The 17,591-nt window shown below is 68.8% G+C and carries 17 protein-coding genes and 1 riboswitch; of the genes, 10 read left to right on the top strand and 7 right to left on the bottom strand.

What is annotated here, in order from left to right; genetic code table 11:
• Window positions 1-44: 44 nt before the first annotated feature.
• From btuB to AC1PLR_RS18295, 3 genes are all read right to left on the bottom strand, one after another.
• On the bottom strand, window positions 45-1,916 hold the full coding sequence (gene btuB / locus AC1PLR_RS18305) for a TonB-dependent vitamin B12 receptor (RefSeq protein ID WP_481101892.1): 1,872 nt from the start codon (window positions 1,914-1,916) through the stop codon (window positions 45-47).
• A 114-nt stretch (window positions 1,917-2,030) separates the two neighbouring features.
• A riboswitch (cobalamin riboswitch) is annotated at window positions 2,031-2,248 on the bottom strand.
• 25 nt (window positions 2,249-2,273) lie between these two features.
• Entirely contained in the window at window positions 2,274-2,702 is a 429-nt protein-coding gene (locus tag AC1PLR_RS18300; RefSeq protein ID WP_481101891.1) for a TfoX/Sxy family protein, read from the bottom strand.
• On the bottom strand, window positions 2,699-3,181 hold the full coding sequence (locus AC1PLR_RS18295) for a GAF domain-containing protein (protein WP_160948164.1): 483 nt from the start codon (window positions 3,179-3,181) through the stop codon (window positions 2,699-2,701). Before AC1PLR_RS18295 ends, AC1PLR_RS18300 begins: the two co-directional genes overlap by 4 nt.
• A 120-nt stretch (window positions 3,182-3,301) precedes the next feature.
• Between AC1PLR_RS18295 and bioD the strand changes: the two genes are divergently transcribed.
• On the top strand, window positions 3,302-3,991 hold the full coding sequence (bioD, locus tag AC1PLR_RS18290) for a dethiobiotin synthase (RefSeq protein ID WP_481101890.1): 690 nt from the start codon (window positions 3,302-3,304) through the stop codon (window positions 3,989-3,991).
• A gap of 269 nt (window positions 3,992-4,260) precedes the next feature.
• On the opposite strand, the gene AC1PLR_RS18285 is transcribed toward bioD, so the two are convergent.
• From AC1PLR_RS18285 to AC1PLR_RS18275, 3 genes are all read right to left on the bottom strand, one after another.
• A complete protein-coding gene (locus AC1PLR_RS18285; protein ID WP_481103637.1) occupies window positions 4,261-4,638 on the bottom strand; it encodes a phasin family protein in 378 nt (125 codons plus the stop codon).
• Between the two features lie 281 nt (window positions 4,639-4,919).
• Window positions 4,920-5,279 (bottom strand): 6-carboxytetrahydropterin synthase QueD, encoded by a 360-nt coding sequence (gene queD, locus AC1PLR_RS18280; RefSeq protein WP_355501418.1) that lies wholly within the window; start codon window positions 5,277-5,279, stop codon window positions 4,920-4,922.
• Window positions 5,280-5,455: 176 nt separating this feature from the next.
• A complete protein-coding gene (locus tag AC1PLR_RS18275) occupies window positions 5,456-6,820 on the bottom strand; it encodes a DEAD/DEAH box helicase (protein ID WP_104609550.1) in 1,365 nt (454 codons plus the stop codon).
• A 345-nt stretch (window positions 6,821-7,165) separates the two neighbouring features.
• Between AC1PLR_RS18275 and AC1PLR_RS18270 the strand changes: the two genes are divergently transcribed.
• The 3 genes from AC1PLR_RS18270 to AC1PLR_RS18260 all read left to right on the top strand — a co-directional run bounded on the left by AC1PLR_RS18270 (window position 7,166) and on the right by AC1PLR_RS18260 (window position 10,304).
• Entirely contained in the window at window positions 7,166-8,155 is a 990-nt protein-coding gene (locus AC1PLR_RS18270; RefSeq protein ID WP_481101889.1) for a fumarylacetoacetate hydrolase family protein, read from the top strand.
• Between the two features lie 89 nt (window positions 8,156-8,244).
• Window positions 8,245-8,901: a maleylacetoacetate isomerase gene (gene maiA / locus AC1PLR_RS18265; protein ID WP_010343831.1), complete on the top strand. Its 657-nt coding sequence runs from the start codon at window positions 8,245-8,247 to the stop codon at window positions 8,899-8,901.
• A 431-nt stretch (window positions 8,902-9,332) separates the two neighbouring features.
• Window positions 9,333-10,304: an IS110 family RNA-guided transposase gene (locus AC1PLR_RS18260; RefSeq protein ID WP_481101059.1), complete on the top strand. Its 972-nt coding sequence runs from the start codon at window positions 9,333-9,335 to the stop codon at window positions 10,302-10,304.
• A 499-nt stretch (window positions 10,305-10,803) separates the two neighbouring features.
• Here the strand turns inward: AC1PLR_RS18260 and AC1PLR_RS18255 are convergent, their stop codons facing one another.
• Window positions 10,804-11,943, bottom strand: coding sequence for a PilT/PilU family type 4a pilus ATPase (locus tag AC1PLR_RS18255; RefSeq protein WP_209247609.1), 1,140 nt, complete (start codon window positions 11,941-11,943; stop codon window positions 10,804-10,806).
• A gap of 99 nt (window positions 11,944-12,042) precedes the next feature.
• On the opposite strand from AC1PLR_RS18255, the gene AC1PLR_RS18250 reads away from it, so the two are divergent.
• The 6 genes from AC1PLR_RS18250 (at window position 12,043) to AC1PLR_RS18225 (ending at window position 17,565) form a co-directional block, all read left to right on the top strand.
• On the top strand, window positions 12,043-12,435 hold the full coding sequence (locus AC1PLR_RS18250) for a DUF4398 domain-containing protein (protein ID WP_010340230.1): 393 nt from the start codon (window positions 12,043-12,045) through the stop codon (window positions 12,433-12,435).
• Window positions 12,436-12,452: 17 nt separating this feature from the next.
• A complete protein-coding gene (locus AC1PLR_RS18245) occupies window positions 12,453-13,325 on the top strand; it encodes an OmpA family protein (RefSeq protein WP_481103636.1) in 873 nt (290 codons plus the stop codon).
• 333 nt (window positions 13,326-13,658) lie between these two features.
• Window positions 13,659-13,877 (top strand): HP1242/YdcH family protein, encoded by a 219-nt coding sequence (locus AC1PLR_RS18240; RefSeq protein ID WP_010340228.1) that lies wholly within the window; start codon window positions 13,659-13,661, stop codon window positions 13,875-13,877.
• A gap of 192 nt (window positions 13,878-14,069) precedes the next feature.
• Complete coding sequence (locus AC1PLR_RS18235; RefSeq protein WP_010340227.1) at window positions 14,070-15,440, top strand: pyridoxal-phosphate dependent enzyme; 1,371 nt, start codon at window positions 14,070-14,072, stop codon at window positions 15,438-15,440.
• An 82-nt stretch (window positions 15,441-15,522) separates the two neighbouring features.
• Window positions 15,523-16,722: a cystathionine gamma-synthase gene (locus AC1PLR_RS18230; protein ID WP_481101888.1), complete on the top strand. Its 1,200-nt coding sequence runs from the start codon at window positions 15,523-15,525 to the stop codon at window positions 16,720-16,722.
• A gap of 24 nt (window positions 16,723-16,746) precedes the next feature.
• Window positions 16,747-17,565, top strand: coding sequence for an ABC transporter permease (locus tag AC1PLR_RS18225; protein WP_420007986.1), 819 nt, complete (start codon window positions 16,747-16,749; stop codon window positions 17,563-17,565).
• Window positions 17,566-17,591: the final 26 nt, after the last annotated feature.

Raw genomic sequence — 17,591 nt, 5'->3', positions numbered from 1 at the left:
TGTCGCGTCGCGCCACGCCTTCCGGCGCAGCGCGACGCATGGCGTCAGCGCGCCGCCGGCGCGTAGCGCAGGGTCAGCGCGTATTCGCGGCCCGGCTGGTTGTACCAGTTCACCGTCTGGTAGTCGCGATCGAACACGTTGCTGGCCTTGGCCTGCAGCGTCCAGTCCGGGGTGAACGCGTACTCCGCGCGCAGGTCGACGGTGCCGTAGCCGGCCAGGCGCACGCGGTTGGCCGCGTCGTCGAAGCGGTGGCCGCTGCCGAACACGGTGACGCCGAGCTTGACCGGGCCGATGCCGCGGTCCACGTCCAGCCGCGCGGTGTTCTGCGCGCGGCGCGCCAGCCAGTTGTCGCGATTGTCGCCGTCGCTGCGGTTGCGCGGATCGGTGTGGCTCAGCTGCGCCGACAGCTCCCAGCCGGCCAGCAGCGCATAGCCGGTCAGTTCGGCGCCGCGGATGCGCGCCTCGTCCACGTTGACCGGCAGGAAGCTGATTGCGTCGTAGGAGATCAGGTCCTTGACCCGGGTCTCGTAGGCGTTGAAGGTCCAGTTCCAGCTGTCGGCGTACTGCGCAATGCCGAGGTTGCCGCTCTTGGAGCGCTCCGGCTTCAACGCCGGGTTGCCGGCGAACGGGTAGTACAGGTCGTTGAAGGTCGGCGCCTTGAAGCCGGTGCCGACGCTGGCGGTGAGCTTGAGGCCATGCGCCAGTGCCAGGCCCCAGCCGAGGCTGCCGGTGGTGTGCTCGCCGAACTGTTCGTTGTCGTCGCTGCGCACGCTGGCCTGCACCTGCTGCGCGCCGAAGCGGCCCTGGTACTCGGCGAACACCCCGGTGTTGTCGCGGCTGTCGACGTCGAAGGCGGTGGTGCTGGTGACGTGCTCGCGCTGCCAGTCGCTGCCGACGCTGAGCAGGTGGCCTTCGGCCAGGCTGATGTCGCCCTGCAGCGCGGCGGTGTCGCGGCGGCTGTCGAAGGTGCTGATGAAGCTGCGGGTGCGTGCGCCCGGCGCACGGTAGTAGCTGTCGGCGTCGTCGACGTTGCGGCCCAGTTGCGCGGCCAGGTGCAGGCGATCGGAGGGCGTCCAGTCGAGCTTGCCGCTGAACACCTGCTGGGTGTTGTCGGCCTCGTTGCCGGCGAACAGCGGATCGCCGTCGTATTCGTTGCGGCTGTCGATGTTCAGCGCCTGGCCTTCGACGCGCAGGGTGTCGGTCAGCGCGTAGCCGCCGCGCGCGCTCAGCGAGACGTTGCGGTAGCCGTCGCGGTCAGGCTGGTCGACGAAGCAGCCGGCGAACAGCGTGGCCGAGCCGTTGCAGGCATTGATGCCGTCGGTCTTCTGGTAGCCGCCCTGCACGGCCAGCCAGCCGCGCTCGCCGCGGTTGCTGAAGCCGGCGCCGGCCTCGCGCAGGCCATGGCTGCCGCCGCCCAGGCTCAGGTTCTGCTGGAAGCCCTGGCCGCCGCGGCGGGTGAAGATCTGGATGACGCCGCCGATCGCGTCGGAGCCGTACAGGCTCGAGCGCGGGCCGCGCACGATCTCGATGCGCTCGATCTGGCTCAGCGGCAGGTCCTGGAACGCAGCCAGGCCGGCGCTGGCCGAGCCGATGCGCACGCCGTCCACCAGCACCAGCACGTGGTCCGATTCGCTGCCGCGCAGGTTCAGCGTGGTCAGCTTGCCCAGGCCGCCCTGGTTGGAGACGCCGATGCCGGCGCGGCCCTGCAGCAGCTGCGCCAGCGACGTGGCCTGGCTGCGCTCGATCTCGGCGCGGTCGATGACCTGCGCCGGCACCACGCTGTCCTCCACGGAAATCTGGGTGCGGGTGGCGGTGACCAGGACCTGGTCGAGGTCGGTGGCGGCATCGGCGGCGTGGGCCAGCGCGGGCAGGGACAGGGCGGACGCGATCGCGACCGAAAGCGGGCGGGACGACATGGGTGGCAACTCCGGCGCGCGGCTGCGCGCTGTGACGGCAAGGGAGTCGCGAACGGAAGGTGCAAGCGGACGGCGCCGGACACGGCGCGGCACGCCGCGACGCCCTCCGCATCGCAACCAGTGAACTGCAAGGCCGGTCTCCGGGCTGGCGATCAGGGAGGCGGACCTCCCGGCTGCGACGCCTTCCCATGCCCAGGGCACAGTGGCGCAGGTCGTCAGCGCGGATCGCTTACCGTTGCGGGGGCAGCGCCGGCCTTGTCGCAAGACGCACCGGCTTCCCGTTTCAACCCGCTGGCCGGAGCCGGCGGGTCACCTTGAAGCGGCGCGATTGTACGCGATCGCCGCTGCCCGCGCGGCTCAGTCTGCGTGTGCGCCGTGGCCGTCGTCGTCGCCGTGATGGTCGCTCACCGGCGTGTCGTGCGGGTCCTGCGCGTAGGCGCCGTCGGCGTCATCGTTGCCGTGCGTGTCGTCGCGGTCGAAATGGGTGGTCGCCACCGGCCCGGCGACCGGCAGGCCGCGCTGCGCCGGCAGCGCCGCCGTTGCGGTTTCCAGCTCGCCCAGCAACTGCGCGCGCCGCGCCTCGGACAATTCCTGCCAGTGGCAGCCGCTGAGCGCGCCTTCCAGCGAATACAGCAGGTTGAGGCTGGGCTTGAAGCCGGCGCGCTTGACCTTGACGAAGGCGCCGACCGCACCGGCCGCCTCCAGGTCCTGCTGCGTGCGCACGCCGACCTGGCGCAGCCACGCCGCGCTCTTGGGGCCGATGTTGCGCAGCTTGGTGGTGCTCATCGCAGGCTGTCGACGAAGACCTGGGCGATCGCTTCCAGGCCGCGCTGATCGTCGGCGTCGAAGCGGGCCAGGTCGGGGCTGTCCAGGTCGAACACGCCGACCAGCGCGCTGTCGCGCAGCAGCGGCACCACCAGTTCCGAACGCGAGGCCGCATCGCAGGCGATATGCCCCGGGAACGCCTCCACGTCGTCGATGCGCTGGGTCTGGCCGCTGCTGGCGGCCGCGCCGCACACGCCCTTGTGCAGCGGAATGCGCACGCAGGCCGGCAGGCCCTGGAACGGCCCCACCACCAGTTCCTTGCCGTCGTAGAGGTAGAAACCCACCCAGTTCAGCCGCGGCAGCGCGTGATACACCAGCGCCGCCAGATTGGCGGCATTGGCGATGCGGTCGGGCTCCCCGGCGACCAGGGCGCGGGCCTGGTCGAGCAACTGGGCGTACTGTTCCGGCTTGCTGCCGGTGAGCGATGACGAGGCGAACATCGCGCGAGTCTAGCAGCGCGCTGCCTCCGCCGGCACCGCGGCGGCTGACGCGCGCGGCGGGCCCGGCTATCCTGCGCGCCGCCGCGCGTCCCGCCGGCCAACCGACAGGGTTTCGCTCGCATGGCTGTTCCCGCCTTCTACGTCACCGGCACCGATACCGGCATCGGCAAGACCATCGCCAGCACCGCGCTGCTGCATGCCTTGCGTGCGCGCGGCCAGCGCGCGGTGGGCATGAAGCCGGTGGCCAGCGGCTGCACCCGCGAGGCCGAGGGCTGGCGCAACGAGGATGCACTGGCCCTGCAGGAGGCCAGCACCCCACGCCCGCGCTATGACGATCTCAACCCGTACGCGCTGCCGTTGCCGCTGGCGCCGGAACTGGCCGCCGCCGATGCCGGCGTGCAGCTGGAGCTGGCGCCGATCGCGGCCGCGTTCGAACGTCTGCGCGCGCAGGCCGACGTGGTGGTGGTGGAAGGCGTCGGCGGCTGGGCGGCGCCGCTGTCGGCGACCCTGGACCAGGCCGATCTGGCGCGCGCGCTGCGGCTGCCGGTGGTGCTGGTGGTCGGCCTGCGCCTGGGCTGCCTCAACCACGCCCGGCTCAGTGCCGCGGCGATCGCCGCCGATGGCCTGCAGTGCATCGGCTGGATCGGCAACGAGATCGATCCGGCGATGGAGCGCATCGACGACAACATGGCGATGCTGCGCACGCGCCTGCCGATGCCGTGCTGGGGGCGCCTGCCGTACCGTCCGCAACCGCAGGCCGAGCAGTTGGCGGCGGAGTTGCAGCCGTGGGCGGGACTGTCGCCCGGCTGATTTACTGCGGGGGCGGATGTTGTGGGAGGGACTTCAGTCCCGACGCCTCACCGATGAAGCATCGGTGCGGCAGCTTTTTCCTCAAAGAAAGCCAGGAACGCCGAAACGCGCGAAATCGGCGAATCCCCAATCCCAACGCCCGAATCCCGCCCATAAAAAAGGCCCGGTAGAGGGAGGGATCTACCGGGCCTTGGGGTTGCACGGGGGGAGGGACCCATGCAGACCGAGGGTGCGTCGGGCGGCGGACCGCAGCGACGTCGAATCGGGTGTTACTTCGCGGCGGGCTTGGCCTTGGGCGCGGCCTGTTCGGTCGCCGCCTCGAACTGGTGCTTGGCGAGCTGGCCGATGGCCTCGGAGGTCTTCAGGCCCAGGCCGAACACTTCCTGGTTGGCCGTGGCCAGCCGCTCGAAGTTGTCGCGGGCGACCTGCAGGCCCTTCGGCCACAGCGCCTGCACGGTGCCCAGGTCGCGCGCCTCGGTCAGTTCGCCGAGGAAGCCGGTGGTGGCCGACACGTTCTTCTCGAAGGTCTTCAACTGCACGCCGAACACGCTCTCGGCGCTCTCCAGCGCCAGGCGGTTGGCACGCGCCGCGGCAGCGGCGAACTGCTGGGTGTAGCTGCTGAACTGGTCGTTGAATTGAGCGGACATCATGCAACTCCGTTGGAATGCCGACTGCTGTTGCAGTGCAACATACGCCCATTCTGCTGCGATGCAACAAAATTTTCTGAAGCCGCTCAGGATTCGTTCAAACTACCTTTCTGATCAATGGCTTGCCAAAATTCCACCAGCCCCGCGCTGGGCGCCTCCGCGCCTCCGGCGGGCGCCAACTGCGCGCGACGAGGAACAGGCGGGCCGTCACTGGAGGCTCTCGGTCGTCGCAGTGCCGCTCTTACGATTCCCGATTCCCCACTCTCCATTCCCGGCTTTCTTCAACCCGGCCCGCGATACCGGCACCCAGAAGTGCAGGTCTCGTGCACCACCACTTCGCTCAGCAGCGGCAGCGCCGGCTTGAGCCGGTCCCAGATCCACATCGCCAGGCGTTCGCTGGTCGGGTTGTCCAGGCCTTCGATGTCGTTGAGGTAGTGGTGGTCGAGCTGGTCGTAGAGCGGGCGGAACGCCGCCTTGATGTCGCCGAAATCCATGACCCAGCCGCTCTCGGCGCCGGGTTCGCCGCTGACGTGCAATTCGATGCGGAACGAGTGCCCGTGCAGGCGCGCGCACTTGTGGCCGGGCGGCACGTTGGGCAGGCGGTGCGCGGCTTCGAGGGTGAAAACTTTGAAGATATCCATGGGTGGCATTGTACGGTCAGGGGTGGAGCGGCATGGCGCGGTGCGGGGCGCGCGAAACGCACGACGTGGCGTGCTGCAGGGCTGGCGACAGGCGCGTGATGTCCGGGCAGAGCGGACAAAAAAGGCCGCCCCGAAGGGCGGCCTGGGTGCGTGCGAGGCGCTCGGCCGCCGATGGCTCAGCGCGGCGCGGCAGGGCGGTTGCCGCCGTTGCCTTGGCGGCGACCCTGGCCCTGACGGCGCGCGCCGTCGGCGTGGTTGCCGCCGGGCTTCTTGCTGCCGGCGTGCGCATGCGCCGGCGCATCGCCGTGCCCGCGGCGGGCATGGCTGCCGCGGCGCGGCGGGCGCTGGCCGCCCGGACGCTCGTCCGGCGGGTTGTTGTTGCCCCAGCGGATCGGCGTGACCGGTTCGAAACCGGGCACGTCGCGGATGTCCATGTCGCGCTTGAGCAGGCGTGCGATCGCGCGCAGCAGCTTGGCCTCGTCCTGCGCCACCAGCGACACCGCCTCGCCCTGCGCGCCGTTGCGGCCGGTGCGGCCGATGCGGTGCACGTAGTCCTCGGCGACCATCGGCAGGTCGTAGTTGATGACCTTGGGCAACTGGTCGATGTCGATGCCGCGCGCGGCGATGTCGGTGGCCACCAGCACGGTGATCCGGCCGGCCTTGAAGTCGCCGAGTGCGCGCAGGCGCTGGCCCTGGCTCTTGTTGCCGTGGATCGCCGCGGCCTTGATCCCGGACTTGTCCAGGAACGTGGTCAGCTTGTCGGCGCCGTGCTTGGTGCGGGCGAACACCAGGGTCTGCTTGCGCGAGTCGGCGGCCAGCAGGTGCAGCAGCAGTTCGCGCTTGCGCGCGCCGTCCACCGGGTGCACGCGGTGGGCGATGGTGTCGGCCACGGTGTTGCTCGGGGTCGCCTGGATTTCCTGCGGGTCGCGCATGAACTCGCGGGCCAGCTGCTTGATGCCTTCCTCGAAGGTGGCCGAGAACAGCAGGGTCTGGCGGTTCTGCCGCGGCAGCTTGGCGAGGATGCGCTTGATCGACGGCAGGAAGCCCATGTCGAGCATGCGGTCGGCCTCGTCCAGCACCAGGATCTCGATGCCGGACAGGTCCACGCTGCGGCGCTCGAGGTGGTCGAGCAGGCGGCCCGGGCAGGCGATCAGCAGGTCCACGCCACGGCGCAGCGCGTCGAGCTGGTTGCCCATGCCCACGCCGCCGTAGATGGTGGCGCTGGGGATGCGCAGGTACTTGCTGTAGCCGCGCAGGCTGTCGTGGACCTGGGTGGCCAGTTCGCGGGTCGGGGTCAGCACCAGGGCGCGCGGCTTGCGCGGGCCGGCGCCCACGGTCTGCGGCGAGGTGCCCAGGTGCTGCAGCAGCGGCAGGCCGAACGCGGCGGTCTTGCCGGTGCCGGTCTGCGCACCGGCCATCAGGTCATGGCCTTCCAGCGCGACGGGGATGGCCTGCGCCTGGATCGGGGTGGGGGTTTCGTAGCCCTGCTCGGCCAGCGCGCGCAGCAGGAAGGGCGCAAGGCCCAGGGATTCGAACGACATGAGAATGCTCCGGATAACGCGCCGACGCCGGGACGGACCCGGCGCGCAGGCGCAAGTAGGTGAGGCTCGGAGCGTTCCCGTGAACCGCGCTGCGAGAGGGTGGATCAACCCGCAGCGCGAGGCTGGGGTTCGTCGGCACCACGAAAGGCGTCGGGCGGGGCGGGCGAGTCGGATCGTTGCGATCCTGGCCTCGCCGGCGGTCCCTGAGGGAAACGGACGGCCGCATGCAGACCGGGGCAGTGTACCTGAATTGGCGCGCTGCACAAAATGCAGGTCCGTTTCAGTTGAAACCAAGCCGCCGTCTGGCCGTACAATCGCCGGCTCAGCCCCCAGCACTGGACGGACATGAAGCTAGGTTCCCTGAAGGAAGGCGGTCGCGACGGCACCCTGATCGTCGTGTCCCGCGATCTGACCCGCGCGGTGCGCGCCACCGGCATCGCGCCGACCCTGCAGCGCGCGCTGGAGGACTGGAGCAACCTCGCCCCGCGCCTGAACGCCCTGTCCGAGTCGCTCAACGACGGCAGCGCCGACGGCCAGTTCGACCTGGACATGGCGGCCCTGGCGGCACCGCTGCCGCGCGCCTACGAATTCCTCGATGGCAGCGCCTACCTGCCGCACGTCGAACGCGTGCGCCGCGCGCGCGGCGCCGAGGTGCCGGAGAGCTTCTACACCGACCCGCTGATGTACCAGGCGGTCAGCGCCGGCTTCTACGGCCCGCGCGATGCGGTCAAGGTGGTCAGCGAGGACTACGGCATCGACCTGGAGGCCGAGATCGTGGTGGTCACCGACGACGTGCCGATGGCGGTGACGCCGGCGCAGGCCGCCGCGCACATCCAGTTGATCGGCCTGGTCAACGACGTGTCGCTGCGCAACCTGATCCCGCCGGAACTGGCCAAGGGCTTCGGCTTCGTGCAGTCCAAGCCGCGTTCGGCGCTGTCGCCGGTGTTCGTCACTCCCGACGAACTGGGCGAGGCCTGGCAGGGCAACAAGGTGCACCTGCCGCTGCTGACCCACATCAACGGCACCTGGTTCGGCGCGCCGGAAGCCGGCGAGGACATGCAGTTCGATTTCGCGCAGCTGGTCGCGCACGCGGCCAAGACCCGCCCGCTGGCGGCCGGCGCGGTGGTCGGTTCGGGCACCATCGCCAACCAGGACACCGCGCGCGGCGCCTCCTGCTTCGCCGAGCAGCGCACCGTGGAAACCCTGCGCGACGGCAAGCCGAGCACGCCGTACATGTCCTTCGGCGACGTGGTGCGGATCGAAATGCTGGACCGTGACGGAGTGAGCATCTTCGGCGCGATCGAGCAGCGCATCGAGCAGGCGCCGCTGCCCTGACCCGGCCGGCGGCGGTGCCGGGGCGACCGGCGGCGCCGCAGCCCAGGTGTCCACCGGTATCGTTGTCGATTGCGCAGACGGAGGCGGGCATGGACGAGGCACTGCAGCTCTACACCTACTGGCGCTCCAGCGCCGCGTATCGGGTGCGCATCGGGCTGGAGTTGAAGGGGCTGGCGTACCAGTCGCTGCCGGTGCATCTGGTGCGCGACGGCGGCCAGCAGCACTCGCCGGAGTATGCGCGGCTGAACCCGCAGGAACTGGTGCCGACCCTGTGCCACGACGGCCAGCCGATCCGCCAGTCGCTGGCGATCCTGGAGTACCTGGACGAGCGCTGGCCGGAGCCGCCGCTGCTGCCGGACGCGCCGATCGACCGCGCCCGCGTGCGCGGCCTGGCGCAACTGATCGCCTGCGACATCCACCCGCTCAACAACCTGCGCGTGGCGCAGTTCTTCGAGAGCGCCTGGAACGTGCCACAGCCCGAGCGCGAGGAGTGGATGCGGCACTGGATGCAGGTCGGCTTCGACGCGCTGGAGCAATTGCTGGCCGAGTCGCCGGACACCGGCAGTTTCTGCCACGGCGAGCAGCCGGGCCTGGCCGATTGCTGCCTGGTGCCGCAGCTGTACAACGCGCGCCGCTTCGGCGTGGACCTGCAGGCCTATCCGACCCTGGAGCGGATCGAACGCGCCTGCCTGGCGCTGCCGGCCTTCGACGCGGCACGCCCGGAACACCAGCCCGACGCGCAGTGAATTTCACTGTGTCGTAGGAGCGGCTTCAGCCGCGACCGGTCTGTCGGCATGCGCGACAGATCGAAGCTGCCGCCATGCCTGCCGCCCCGCGGCGACCGCCACTGGACCCCCGGTTCGCCGTTGCCGCCGACGCTGCGGGACCAGCGCGACCAGGCGTCTGCGAACGCCCGGTCGCGGCTGAAGCCGCTCCTTGTATCTGGACATGAGGCCCCCGCGGCGTTATGTCTTCCGACTGATCATCGGAGCAGTGCGGGAAGCCCAGTCGCTCCTAAAGCCACGAGCTTGCATTGTAGATTGGCTCCCGCATTGCGCATGCTGGCCCATCGGTGTCCGTACGGTATCCAGAGTCCGCCGCTGGCGTGAACTCGCATCCACAAGGCAGGACCGGGCGCAGCGGTGATCGTGTTCACCCTACGATGGAGGAATTCCCCATGTCCCCAGTCGTCGGTATCGACGTCGCCAAACACAGTTTCGATCTGGCCATCGATCTGGCCAACGGCAAGTACCGCACCAAAGCCAAGCTTGCGAACGATCCCACGGGGTTCCAGACCCTACGCACGTGGCTGCAGACCCACGCGCAGGCGGACAGCTGGATCGTGATGGAAGCCACCGGCACCTACCACGAGGCGCTGGCCGAGTTCGTGCACGCCTTGGGCTACCGGGTGTGTGTCCTCAACCCGGCGCAGACGGCGCTGTATGCGCGCAGCCAGCTGACTCGGGTCAAGACCGACCGGAGCGACGCCAAGCTGATCGCCAGCTATGGCCTGCGCCATGCGTCGCAATTGCGGCCGTGGCAGCCCGATCCGCCGGCCCTCAAGCATCTCAAGGCGCTGGTGCGCCGCCGGGACGACCTGCTGCAGATGCTGCAGATGGAGCGCAATCGCCTGGATGTCGCCGCGCCGGTGGTGCGCGACTCGCTGCTGGAGATCATCAGCCAGCTCCAGGCGAGCATCGCCCAGATCGAACGGGCCATTGACGACCAAATCGACCAGGATCCGACCCTGCGCGGGCAGCGCGAGCTGCTGGTCAGCATCGACGGGATTGCCCACAGGAGCGCAGCGTTGTTGCTGGCGGAGCTTGGCAACGTGGAGCGCTTCTCTCACGCCTCGGCGGTGACTGCCTTTGCCGGGTTGAATCCACGGCTGCAGGAGTCGGGTAAGCGCCAGGGCCAGGTCTGCATCTCCCGCACCGGCTCCCCACGCCTGCGCGCCGGCCTGTTCCTGCCGGCCTTGGTCGCCATGACCCACAACCCGGTCGTGCGCGCGCTCAAACAACGCCTGCGCGAACGCGGCAAGGCCAACAAGCAGATCATCTGCGCCGCCATGCGCAAGCTGCTGCATATCGCCTACGGCGTGCTCAAATCCCGCACGCCCTTCCTCCCTCAAAAGGCCCTTGCCTGTTAGAGGGGAAGACGGTATCTACGAAGTCGCTCCCACACGCGCTTGCGGCGAACTCACTGGGTGCACTGTGGGAGGGACTTCAGTCCCGACGCGCAGATGCGTGGAAGTGGCGTTTGCCTCGGCAGGGGCACCCCCCGCGGCGACCGCCGCTGGATCCCCGGTCCGCCGTTGCCGCCGACGCTGCGGGACAGCGCGACGGGCGTCTGCGAACGCCCGGTCGCGGCTGAAGCCGCTCCTACGAGGTCGCTTCCACAGGCGCTTGCGGCGAACTCGCTGGGTGCACTGTGGGAGGGACTTCAGTCCCGACGCGCAGATGCGTGGAAGTGGCGTTTGCCCCGGCAAAGGCGGCCCCGCGGCAACCGCCGACGGACCCTCCGGTCCGCCGTTGCCGCCGTCGCTACGGGACCGGCGCGACCAGGCATCTGCGAACGCCCGGTCGCGGCTGAAGCCGCTCCTACGCGCCCATTCCTGCATAGGCGCCGCATTGCTTGCGGCGATGCGCTCAGACGAAGCCGTGGGTGATGCGCGGCGCGGCGCTGGGGCCGCTGTCGTAGTCGGCGTAGGGGTCGTGTTCGCCGCTGCCGCCTTCGGACAGGCGGAACTTCAGCGCCAGGCCGTCGCGCGAGTCGGCCGCGCGCAGCGCTTCCTCCTGCTCGATCTGGCCCTGCTTGACCATGCGGAACAGGCACTGGTCGAAGGTCTCCATGCCGTCTTCCAGCGACTCCTCCATCGCCTGCTTGATCTCGTGGACCTGGCCGCGCCGCAGCAGGTCGCGGATCATCGGGGTGTTCAGCAGCACTTCCGAGGCCGGCCGGCGGCGGCCGGTGTTGTCCTTGACCAGGCGCTGCGAGATCACCGCGCGCAGGTTCAGCGACAGGTTCATCAGCACGTTCTTGTGCGCGCTCTCGGGGAAGAAGTTGAGGATGCGCTCGATGGTCTGGTCGGCATTGTTGGAGTGCAGGGTGGCCAGGCACAGGTGCCCGGTCTCGGCGAAGGCGATGGCCGCCTCCATGGTCTCCGCGTCCAGGATCTCGCCGATCAGGATTACGTCCGGCGCCTCGCGCATCGCGTTCTTCAGCGCGTTGTGGAAGGCGTGGGTGTCCAGGCCCACCTCGCGCTGGTTGACGATGGACAGCTTGTGCTTGTGCAGGTATTCGATCGGGTCCTCGATGGTGAGGATGTGCCCGGTGGTGGTGCTGTTGCGGTAGTCGATCATCGACGCCAGCGAGGTGGACTTGCCCGAGCCGGTCGAGCCAACCACCAGGACCAGCCCGCGCGGGGTCATGATCACGTCCTTGAGCACCTGCGGCAGGTGCAGTTCCTCGATGCTGGGGATCTTGCTGCGGATCGCGCGGATCACCATGCCGACCTCGCCGCGCTGCTTGAACACGTTGACGCGGAAGCGCCCGGCGTCCTGCAGGGCGATGGCCATGTTCAATTCCAGCTCCCGCTCGAACTGCGGCACCTGGCCCTCGTCCATCAACGAGTAGGCGATCTTCTTGACCATGCCCGGCGGCAGGCCGGTGGCGCCGAGCGGGTACAGCTTGCCTTCGATCTTGATATAGACCGGTGCTCCTGTGGTCAGGAACATGTCCGAGGCGTTCTTTTCGGTCATCAGCTTCAGGAAATAGCCGATATCCATGCGCAATGGTTCCCCAACAATCCGCAATCGCCCGTTGCAAGCGCGCCACAGGCTTCCGACAATGGCCGTGATCGACGTCTCCGTCCACGGCCCCCCTAGATGAAAACTAGCTTCGCACACTTCCGTTGTCAGCAGTATGTGATGGCCTGCGCATTGGCGTTGTTCGCCGCGCCGGCCGCGTTCGCCCAGGTGGCCTCGCCGGAGTTGTTGGCCGCGCAGCAGGCGGTGCAGCGTGCGATCCAGGCCGATGCCGACCAGTACGCGCCGGACCTGCTGGCCAGCGCCCGCCAGGGCCTGGAGCAGGCGCAGCAGGCCGAACTCGACCGCCGCCAGCGCAAGACCGCGCCGCAGCTGGCGCTGCGCGTGGCCGCCGATGCCGACCTGGCGCGCGCGCGCAGCGAGGAGGCGGTGGCCAATGCGCAACTGAAGCAGCGCCAGGCCGAGGTGGCCCAGCTGCAACAGACCCTGGGCACCGGGGAGGGCCGTCCATGAGCCGCGCCCTGTATGGAATGCGCCGCCTGGCCCTGCTGGCGTTGCTGCTGGCGCCGCCGGGCGCGATGGCCGCCGACGACCCGGAACTGGCCGTGCTCAACCAGCGCCTGGTGGCGCTGCAGGCCGATCCGCTGAACGCCGATGTTGCCGCCTACGAACGCCTGCAGGCGCAGCAGGCGGTGGCCAACTTCGCCAACGCCAAGCGCAAGGAGCGCGACGAGGCGCGCTACCTGGCCGAGCGTCGGGTCGAGATCGCCGAGACCATGGCCCGCGCCGAAATCGCCCGGCGCCAGGTCGATCAGTTGGAAAAGACCCGCAGCGACCTGCTGATCGAGGCCAGCCGCCGCGAGGCCGCGCGGGCTCGTCAGGAAGCCGAGCGCCTGCGCGTGCAGGCGCAGATCCAGGCCGAGGAAGCCGAGAACCTGCGCCAGGCCGCCGAGGCCGAACAGGCGGCGCGCGCGGATGCCGATGCGGCCCTGGCCAGCGTGGCCGGACAGCAGACCGCCAAGCTCAGCGCCGCGCAGCAGAAGGCGGCCAAGCTGGCGCGCGAGGAGGCCGAACTGGTCGCCGGCACCAAGCTGCCGGCCTCGCGCTTCGAGACCCGCGGGGAGGTCTTCACCTTCTCCGGCGCGGCCTTCGGCGCCGGCAAGGCGGCGCTGTCGGGCGACGCCACGAACCAAGCCAAGGCCCTGTCGCAATACCTGCAGATCAGCAAGGGCAAGGTGCGGATCGAGGCCTACGACACCGACGCCGGCGTGGCCCAGAAGCGCGCCGATGCCTTGCGCGCGGCGCTGGTCAGCGGCGGCGTGCCCGCCAACCGGATGCAGGCGGTGGGCAAGAAGGGGGCGTCGACCAAGGCCCGTTCGGCCGAAGTTGTGATCGCGCCCTAAGTGCGTCGTGCCCTGCGCCCGGGCGTTTAACGGGGTTTTTCCCTGGGCCTGAGCGCCGAGCAACTGAATGCGGCAAAGCGGGCCTGCTTCTCTTGTCCGCGACGGTAGGGAAGCGTAGGGTCGGTAGTCCAGGCGGCACTCCCGCCGCCTGGTGCCAACGGAGGAGTTCGAGCCGATGACGCAGTGGCGCGCACCGCAATCCGACGTCGCAGGAACCGCGGTTCCAGGTGTTGTGGCGGTGCAGCCGGCGGCTCGCGCGCTTCCGCTCCCAGGCAACGCCCCGTGCCGCAGCGGCCGGGGCGTTCTTGTTTCCAGCTGAAGGAGGCTATTCCTATGTTCGAAGGGCAACCGCAGACCGAAATCGACGCGTTGATCAAGTCCGATCCGGAGTTCAAGCAGCTCTACCAGCGCCACAAGACCTTGGACAAGAAGTGCATGGACGCCGAGCTCGGCGTGCTGCCGATCGACGATGTCACCCTGGCGCAGATGAAGCGCGAAAAGCTCGCCGCCAAGGAAAAGCTGCTGCGCCTTTACGAGCAGAAGCCGCACTGACCGTATCATTTCCCCTTGTCGCGGGCGGTGGCTGGCCTCCTCGTCGGCTTGCCACCGTCCGCGTCATCCCCCTGTCGAAGGCCGCGATCGCGGCTTTTTTCGTCTGCGCCACGCGCATTCTCTGACTTTCCCTCCCCGAGCGCGGATAATGCCCGGTCCAGCCGCTGCCGCGGCGCGACGCATTCGGACCCGATGGCCATTCACTCCTCCGTACTCGACCTGATCGGCGACACCCCCATCGTCAAGGCCAGCAAGCTCGACACCGGTGTGTGCGAGCTGTACCTGAAGCTGGAAAGCGCCAATCCCGGCGGTTCGATCAAGGACCGCATCGGCCTGTCGATGATCGAGGCGGCCGAGCGCCGCGGCGACCTCAAGCCCGGTGCGGTGCTGGTCGAGGGCACCGCCGGCAACACCGGCATCGGCCTGGCCCTGGTCGCCCAGCAGAAGGGCTACAAGCTGATCCTGGTGGTCCCGGACAAGATGAGCCGGGAGAAGATCTTCAACCTCAAGGCGATGGGCGCCGAGGTGGTGCTGACCCGCTCCGACGTGGCCAAGGGCCACCCCGAGTACTACCAGGACCTGGCCGCGCGCATCGCTGCCGAGACCCCGGGGGCCTACTTCATCAACCAGTTCGGCAACCCCGACAACCCGGCCGCGCACGAGTTCGGCACCGGCCCGGAGATCCTGCGGCAGATGGACGGCCGGCTGGACGCGATCGTGTTCGGCTGCGGCAGCTCCGGCACCATGACCGGCCTGTCGCGCGCCTTCGCCGCCGCCTCGCCGCACACCGAACTGGTGCTGGCCGACCCGGTCGGCTCGATCCTGACCGAGTACATCGAGCAGGGCACGGTCAGCGAGAAGTCCGGCAGCTGGCTGGTGGAGGGCATCGGCGAGGACTTCCTGCCGGCGATCTCCGATTTCAGCCGGGTCAAGAAGGCCTATTCGATCAGCGATGCCGAGAGCTTCCACACCGCGCGCGAGCTGCTGGCCAAGGAGGGCATCCTCGGCGGTTCCTCCACCGGCACCCTGCTGGCGGCGGCACTGAAGTATTGCCGCGCGCAGACCGAACCCAAGCGGGTGCTGGTGTTCGTCTGCGATACCGGCAACAAGTACCTGTCGAAGATGTACAACGACTACTGGATGCTGGACAACGGCTTCCTGGAGCGCCCGCAGCACGGCGACCTGCGCGACCTGATCCTGCGCCCGTACAGCCAGCGCGACACCGTGGTGGTGGGCCCCAAGGACCTGCTGACCACCGCCTACCAGCGCATGAAGCTGTACGACGTGTCGCAGCTGCCGGTGATGGAAGGCGATCAACTGGTCGGGATCGTCGACGAAAGCGACGTCTTGTTGCATGTATATGGCGACGAAGCGCGGTTCCGCGACCCCGTGGCCACGGCGATGGTCAGCAAGCTCGACCGGCTCGACGTCAAATCGCCGATCGAGGCCCTGCTGCCGGTGTTCGACCGCGGCCAGGTCGCCATCGTGATGAACGAGGGCGCCTTCCTGGGCCTGATCACCCGGATCGACCTGCTCAACTACCTGCGCCGCCGGGTGCAGTAATCCCTGCGGTCGGCGCGGCCCCGCTGCATGGGGCCGTTCAGACCGCGCTGCTAGAATCACGCCCCTTTTCCGGTAACCCTTCATGACGGACAACACGTCGAACCCCCATGGCGACGGCCCCGCGCTGGCGCTGGCGACCCTGGCCATCCATGGCGGACAGCACCCGGACCCGTCCACCGGCGCGGTGATGCCGCCGATCTACGCGACCTCCACCTACGCCCAGTCCAGCCCCGGCGAGCACCAGGGCTTCGAGTACTCGCGCACTCACAACCCGACCCGCTTCGCCTACGAGCGCTGCGTGGCGGCCCTGGAAGGCGGCAGCCGCGGCTTCGCCTTCGCCTCCGGCATGGCCGCCACCGCCACGGTGATCGAGCTGCTGGACAGCGGCAGCCACGTGATCGCCATGGACGACCTGTACGGCGGCAGCTACCGGCTGTTCGAGCGGGTGCGCAAGCGCACCGCCGCGCTGGAGTTCGGTTTCGTCGACCTGACCGACCCGGCCGCGTTCGAGGCGGCGATCCGCCCGACCACGAAGATGGTGTGGATCGAGACCCCGACCAATCCGATGCTGAAGATCGTCGATATCGCGGCGATCGCCGCGATCGCGCGCAAGCACGGTCTGCTGGTGGTGGTCGACAACACCTTCGCCTCGCCGCTGCTGCAGCGGCCGCTGGCCCTGGGCGCGGACATCGTGGTGCATTCGGCGACCAAGTACCTCAACGGTCACTCGGACATGGTCGGCGGCATGGCCGTGGTCGGCGACAATGCCGAACTTGCCGAGCAACTGGCCTTCCTGCAGAACTCGGTGGGCGGCGTGCAGGGCCCGTTCGACAGCTTCCTGGCCCTGCGCGGCCTGAAGACCCTGCCACTGCGCATGCGCGCGCACTGCGACAACGCCCTGGCGCTGGCGCAGTGGCTGGAGACGCACCCGGCGGTGGAGAAGGTGATCTACCCGGGCCTGCCCTCGCACCCGCAGCACGAACTGGCCGGCCGGCAGATGGCCGGCTACGGCGGCATCGTCTCGATCGTGCTCAAGGGCGGCTTCGACGCGGCCAAGCGCTTCTGCGAGCGCACCCGCCTGTTCACCCTGGCCGAATCCCTGGGCGGCGTCGAAAGCCTGGTCAACCATCCTGCGGTCATGACCCATGCCTCGGTGCCGGTCGCGCGGCGCGACCAGCTCGGCATCAGCGATGCGCTGGTGCGGCTGAGCGTGGGGGTGGAGGATGTGGGGGATTTGCGCCATGACCTCGAGCAGGCGCTTGCGCCCGTGCGTCACACCTGACCTGTTCCACGAGGCGACTTCCTGATGAGCAATTCTCTTTCGCCGGCATCGGCGCTGCGCAGCTTCGCGCAGCACCGCAAGCTGATCTACCAGCTCGCCAAGCGCGAGGTGCTGGGCCGCTACCGCGGTTCCATCGCCGGCCTGGCCTGGTCGTTCTTCAATCCGCTGTTGATGCTGGCCGTCTACACCTTCGTCTTTTCCTACGTGTTCAATGCGCGCTGGGGCGGTTCCGTCGAAACGAACCGTGCCGAGTTCGCGATCATCCTGTTCGCCGGCATCATGGTGCATGGCTTCCTGTCCGAGTGCATCAGCCGTGCGCCGATGTTGGTGCTGGCCAATGCCAGCTACGTCAAGAAGGTGGTGTTCCCGCTGGAGATCCTGACCTGGTCGGCGGTCGCGTCGTCGCTGTTCCATATGGTCATCACCCTGGCGGTGTTGCTCATCGCGCAGTTCCTGCTGCTGCATCGGTTGCCGCTGACGGTGCTCTACTTCCCGCTGGTGGTCGCACCGTTGGTCATGGTCGCCTCGGGAGTGACCTGGTTCTTCGCCGCGCTGGGTGTGTACTACCGCGACATCGGCCAGATCACCGGCCTGCTGGCGACGGTGCTGCTGTTCATGAGTCCGGCGCTGTATCCGATCACCTCGCTGCCGGAAGGCATGCGCAAGTGGATCTATCTCAATCCGCTGACCTTCATCATCGAGCAGTCCCGGAACGTGCTGATGTGGGGGCTGCCGCCGGACTGGATGGGTTTGCTCAAGTACTCCATCGGCAGCCTCGTGGTCGCGTACGTGGGCTACTACTGGTTCCAACTGGTACGCCGCGGTTTCGCGGACGTCGTCTAATCGCTCGCTGAAGCATCCGCTTCGAT

The organism is Xanthomonas sp. NCPPB 3570 (assembly GCF_056725115.1).
The sequence above is the reverse complement of the archived record's forward strand: the minus strand, read 5'-3'. Positions and strand labels throughout refer to the sequence as shown.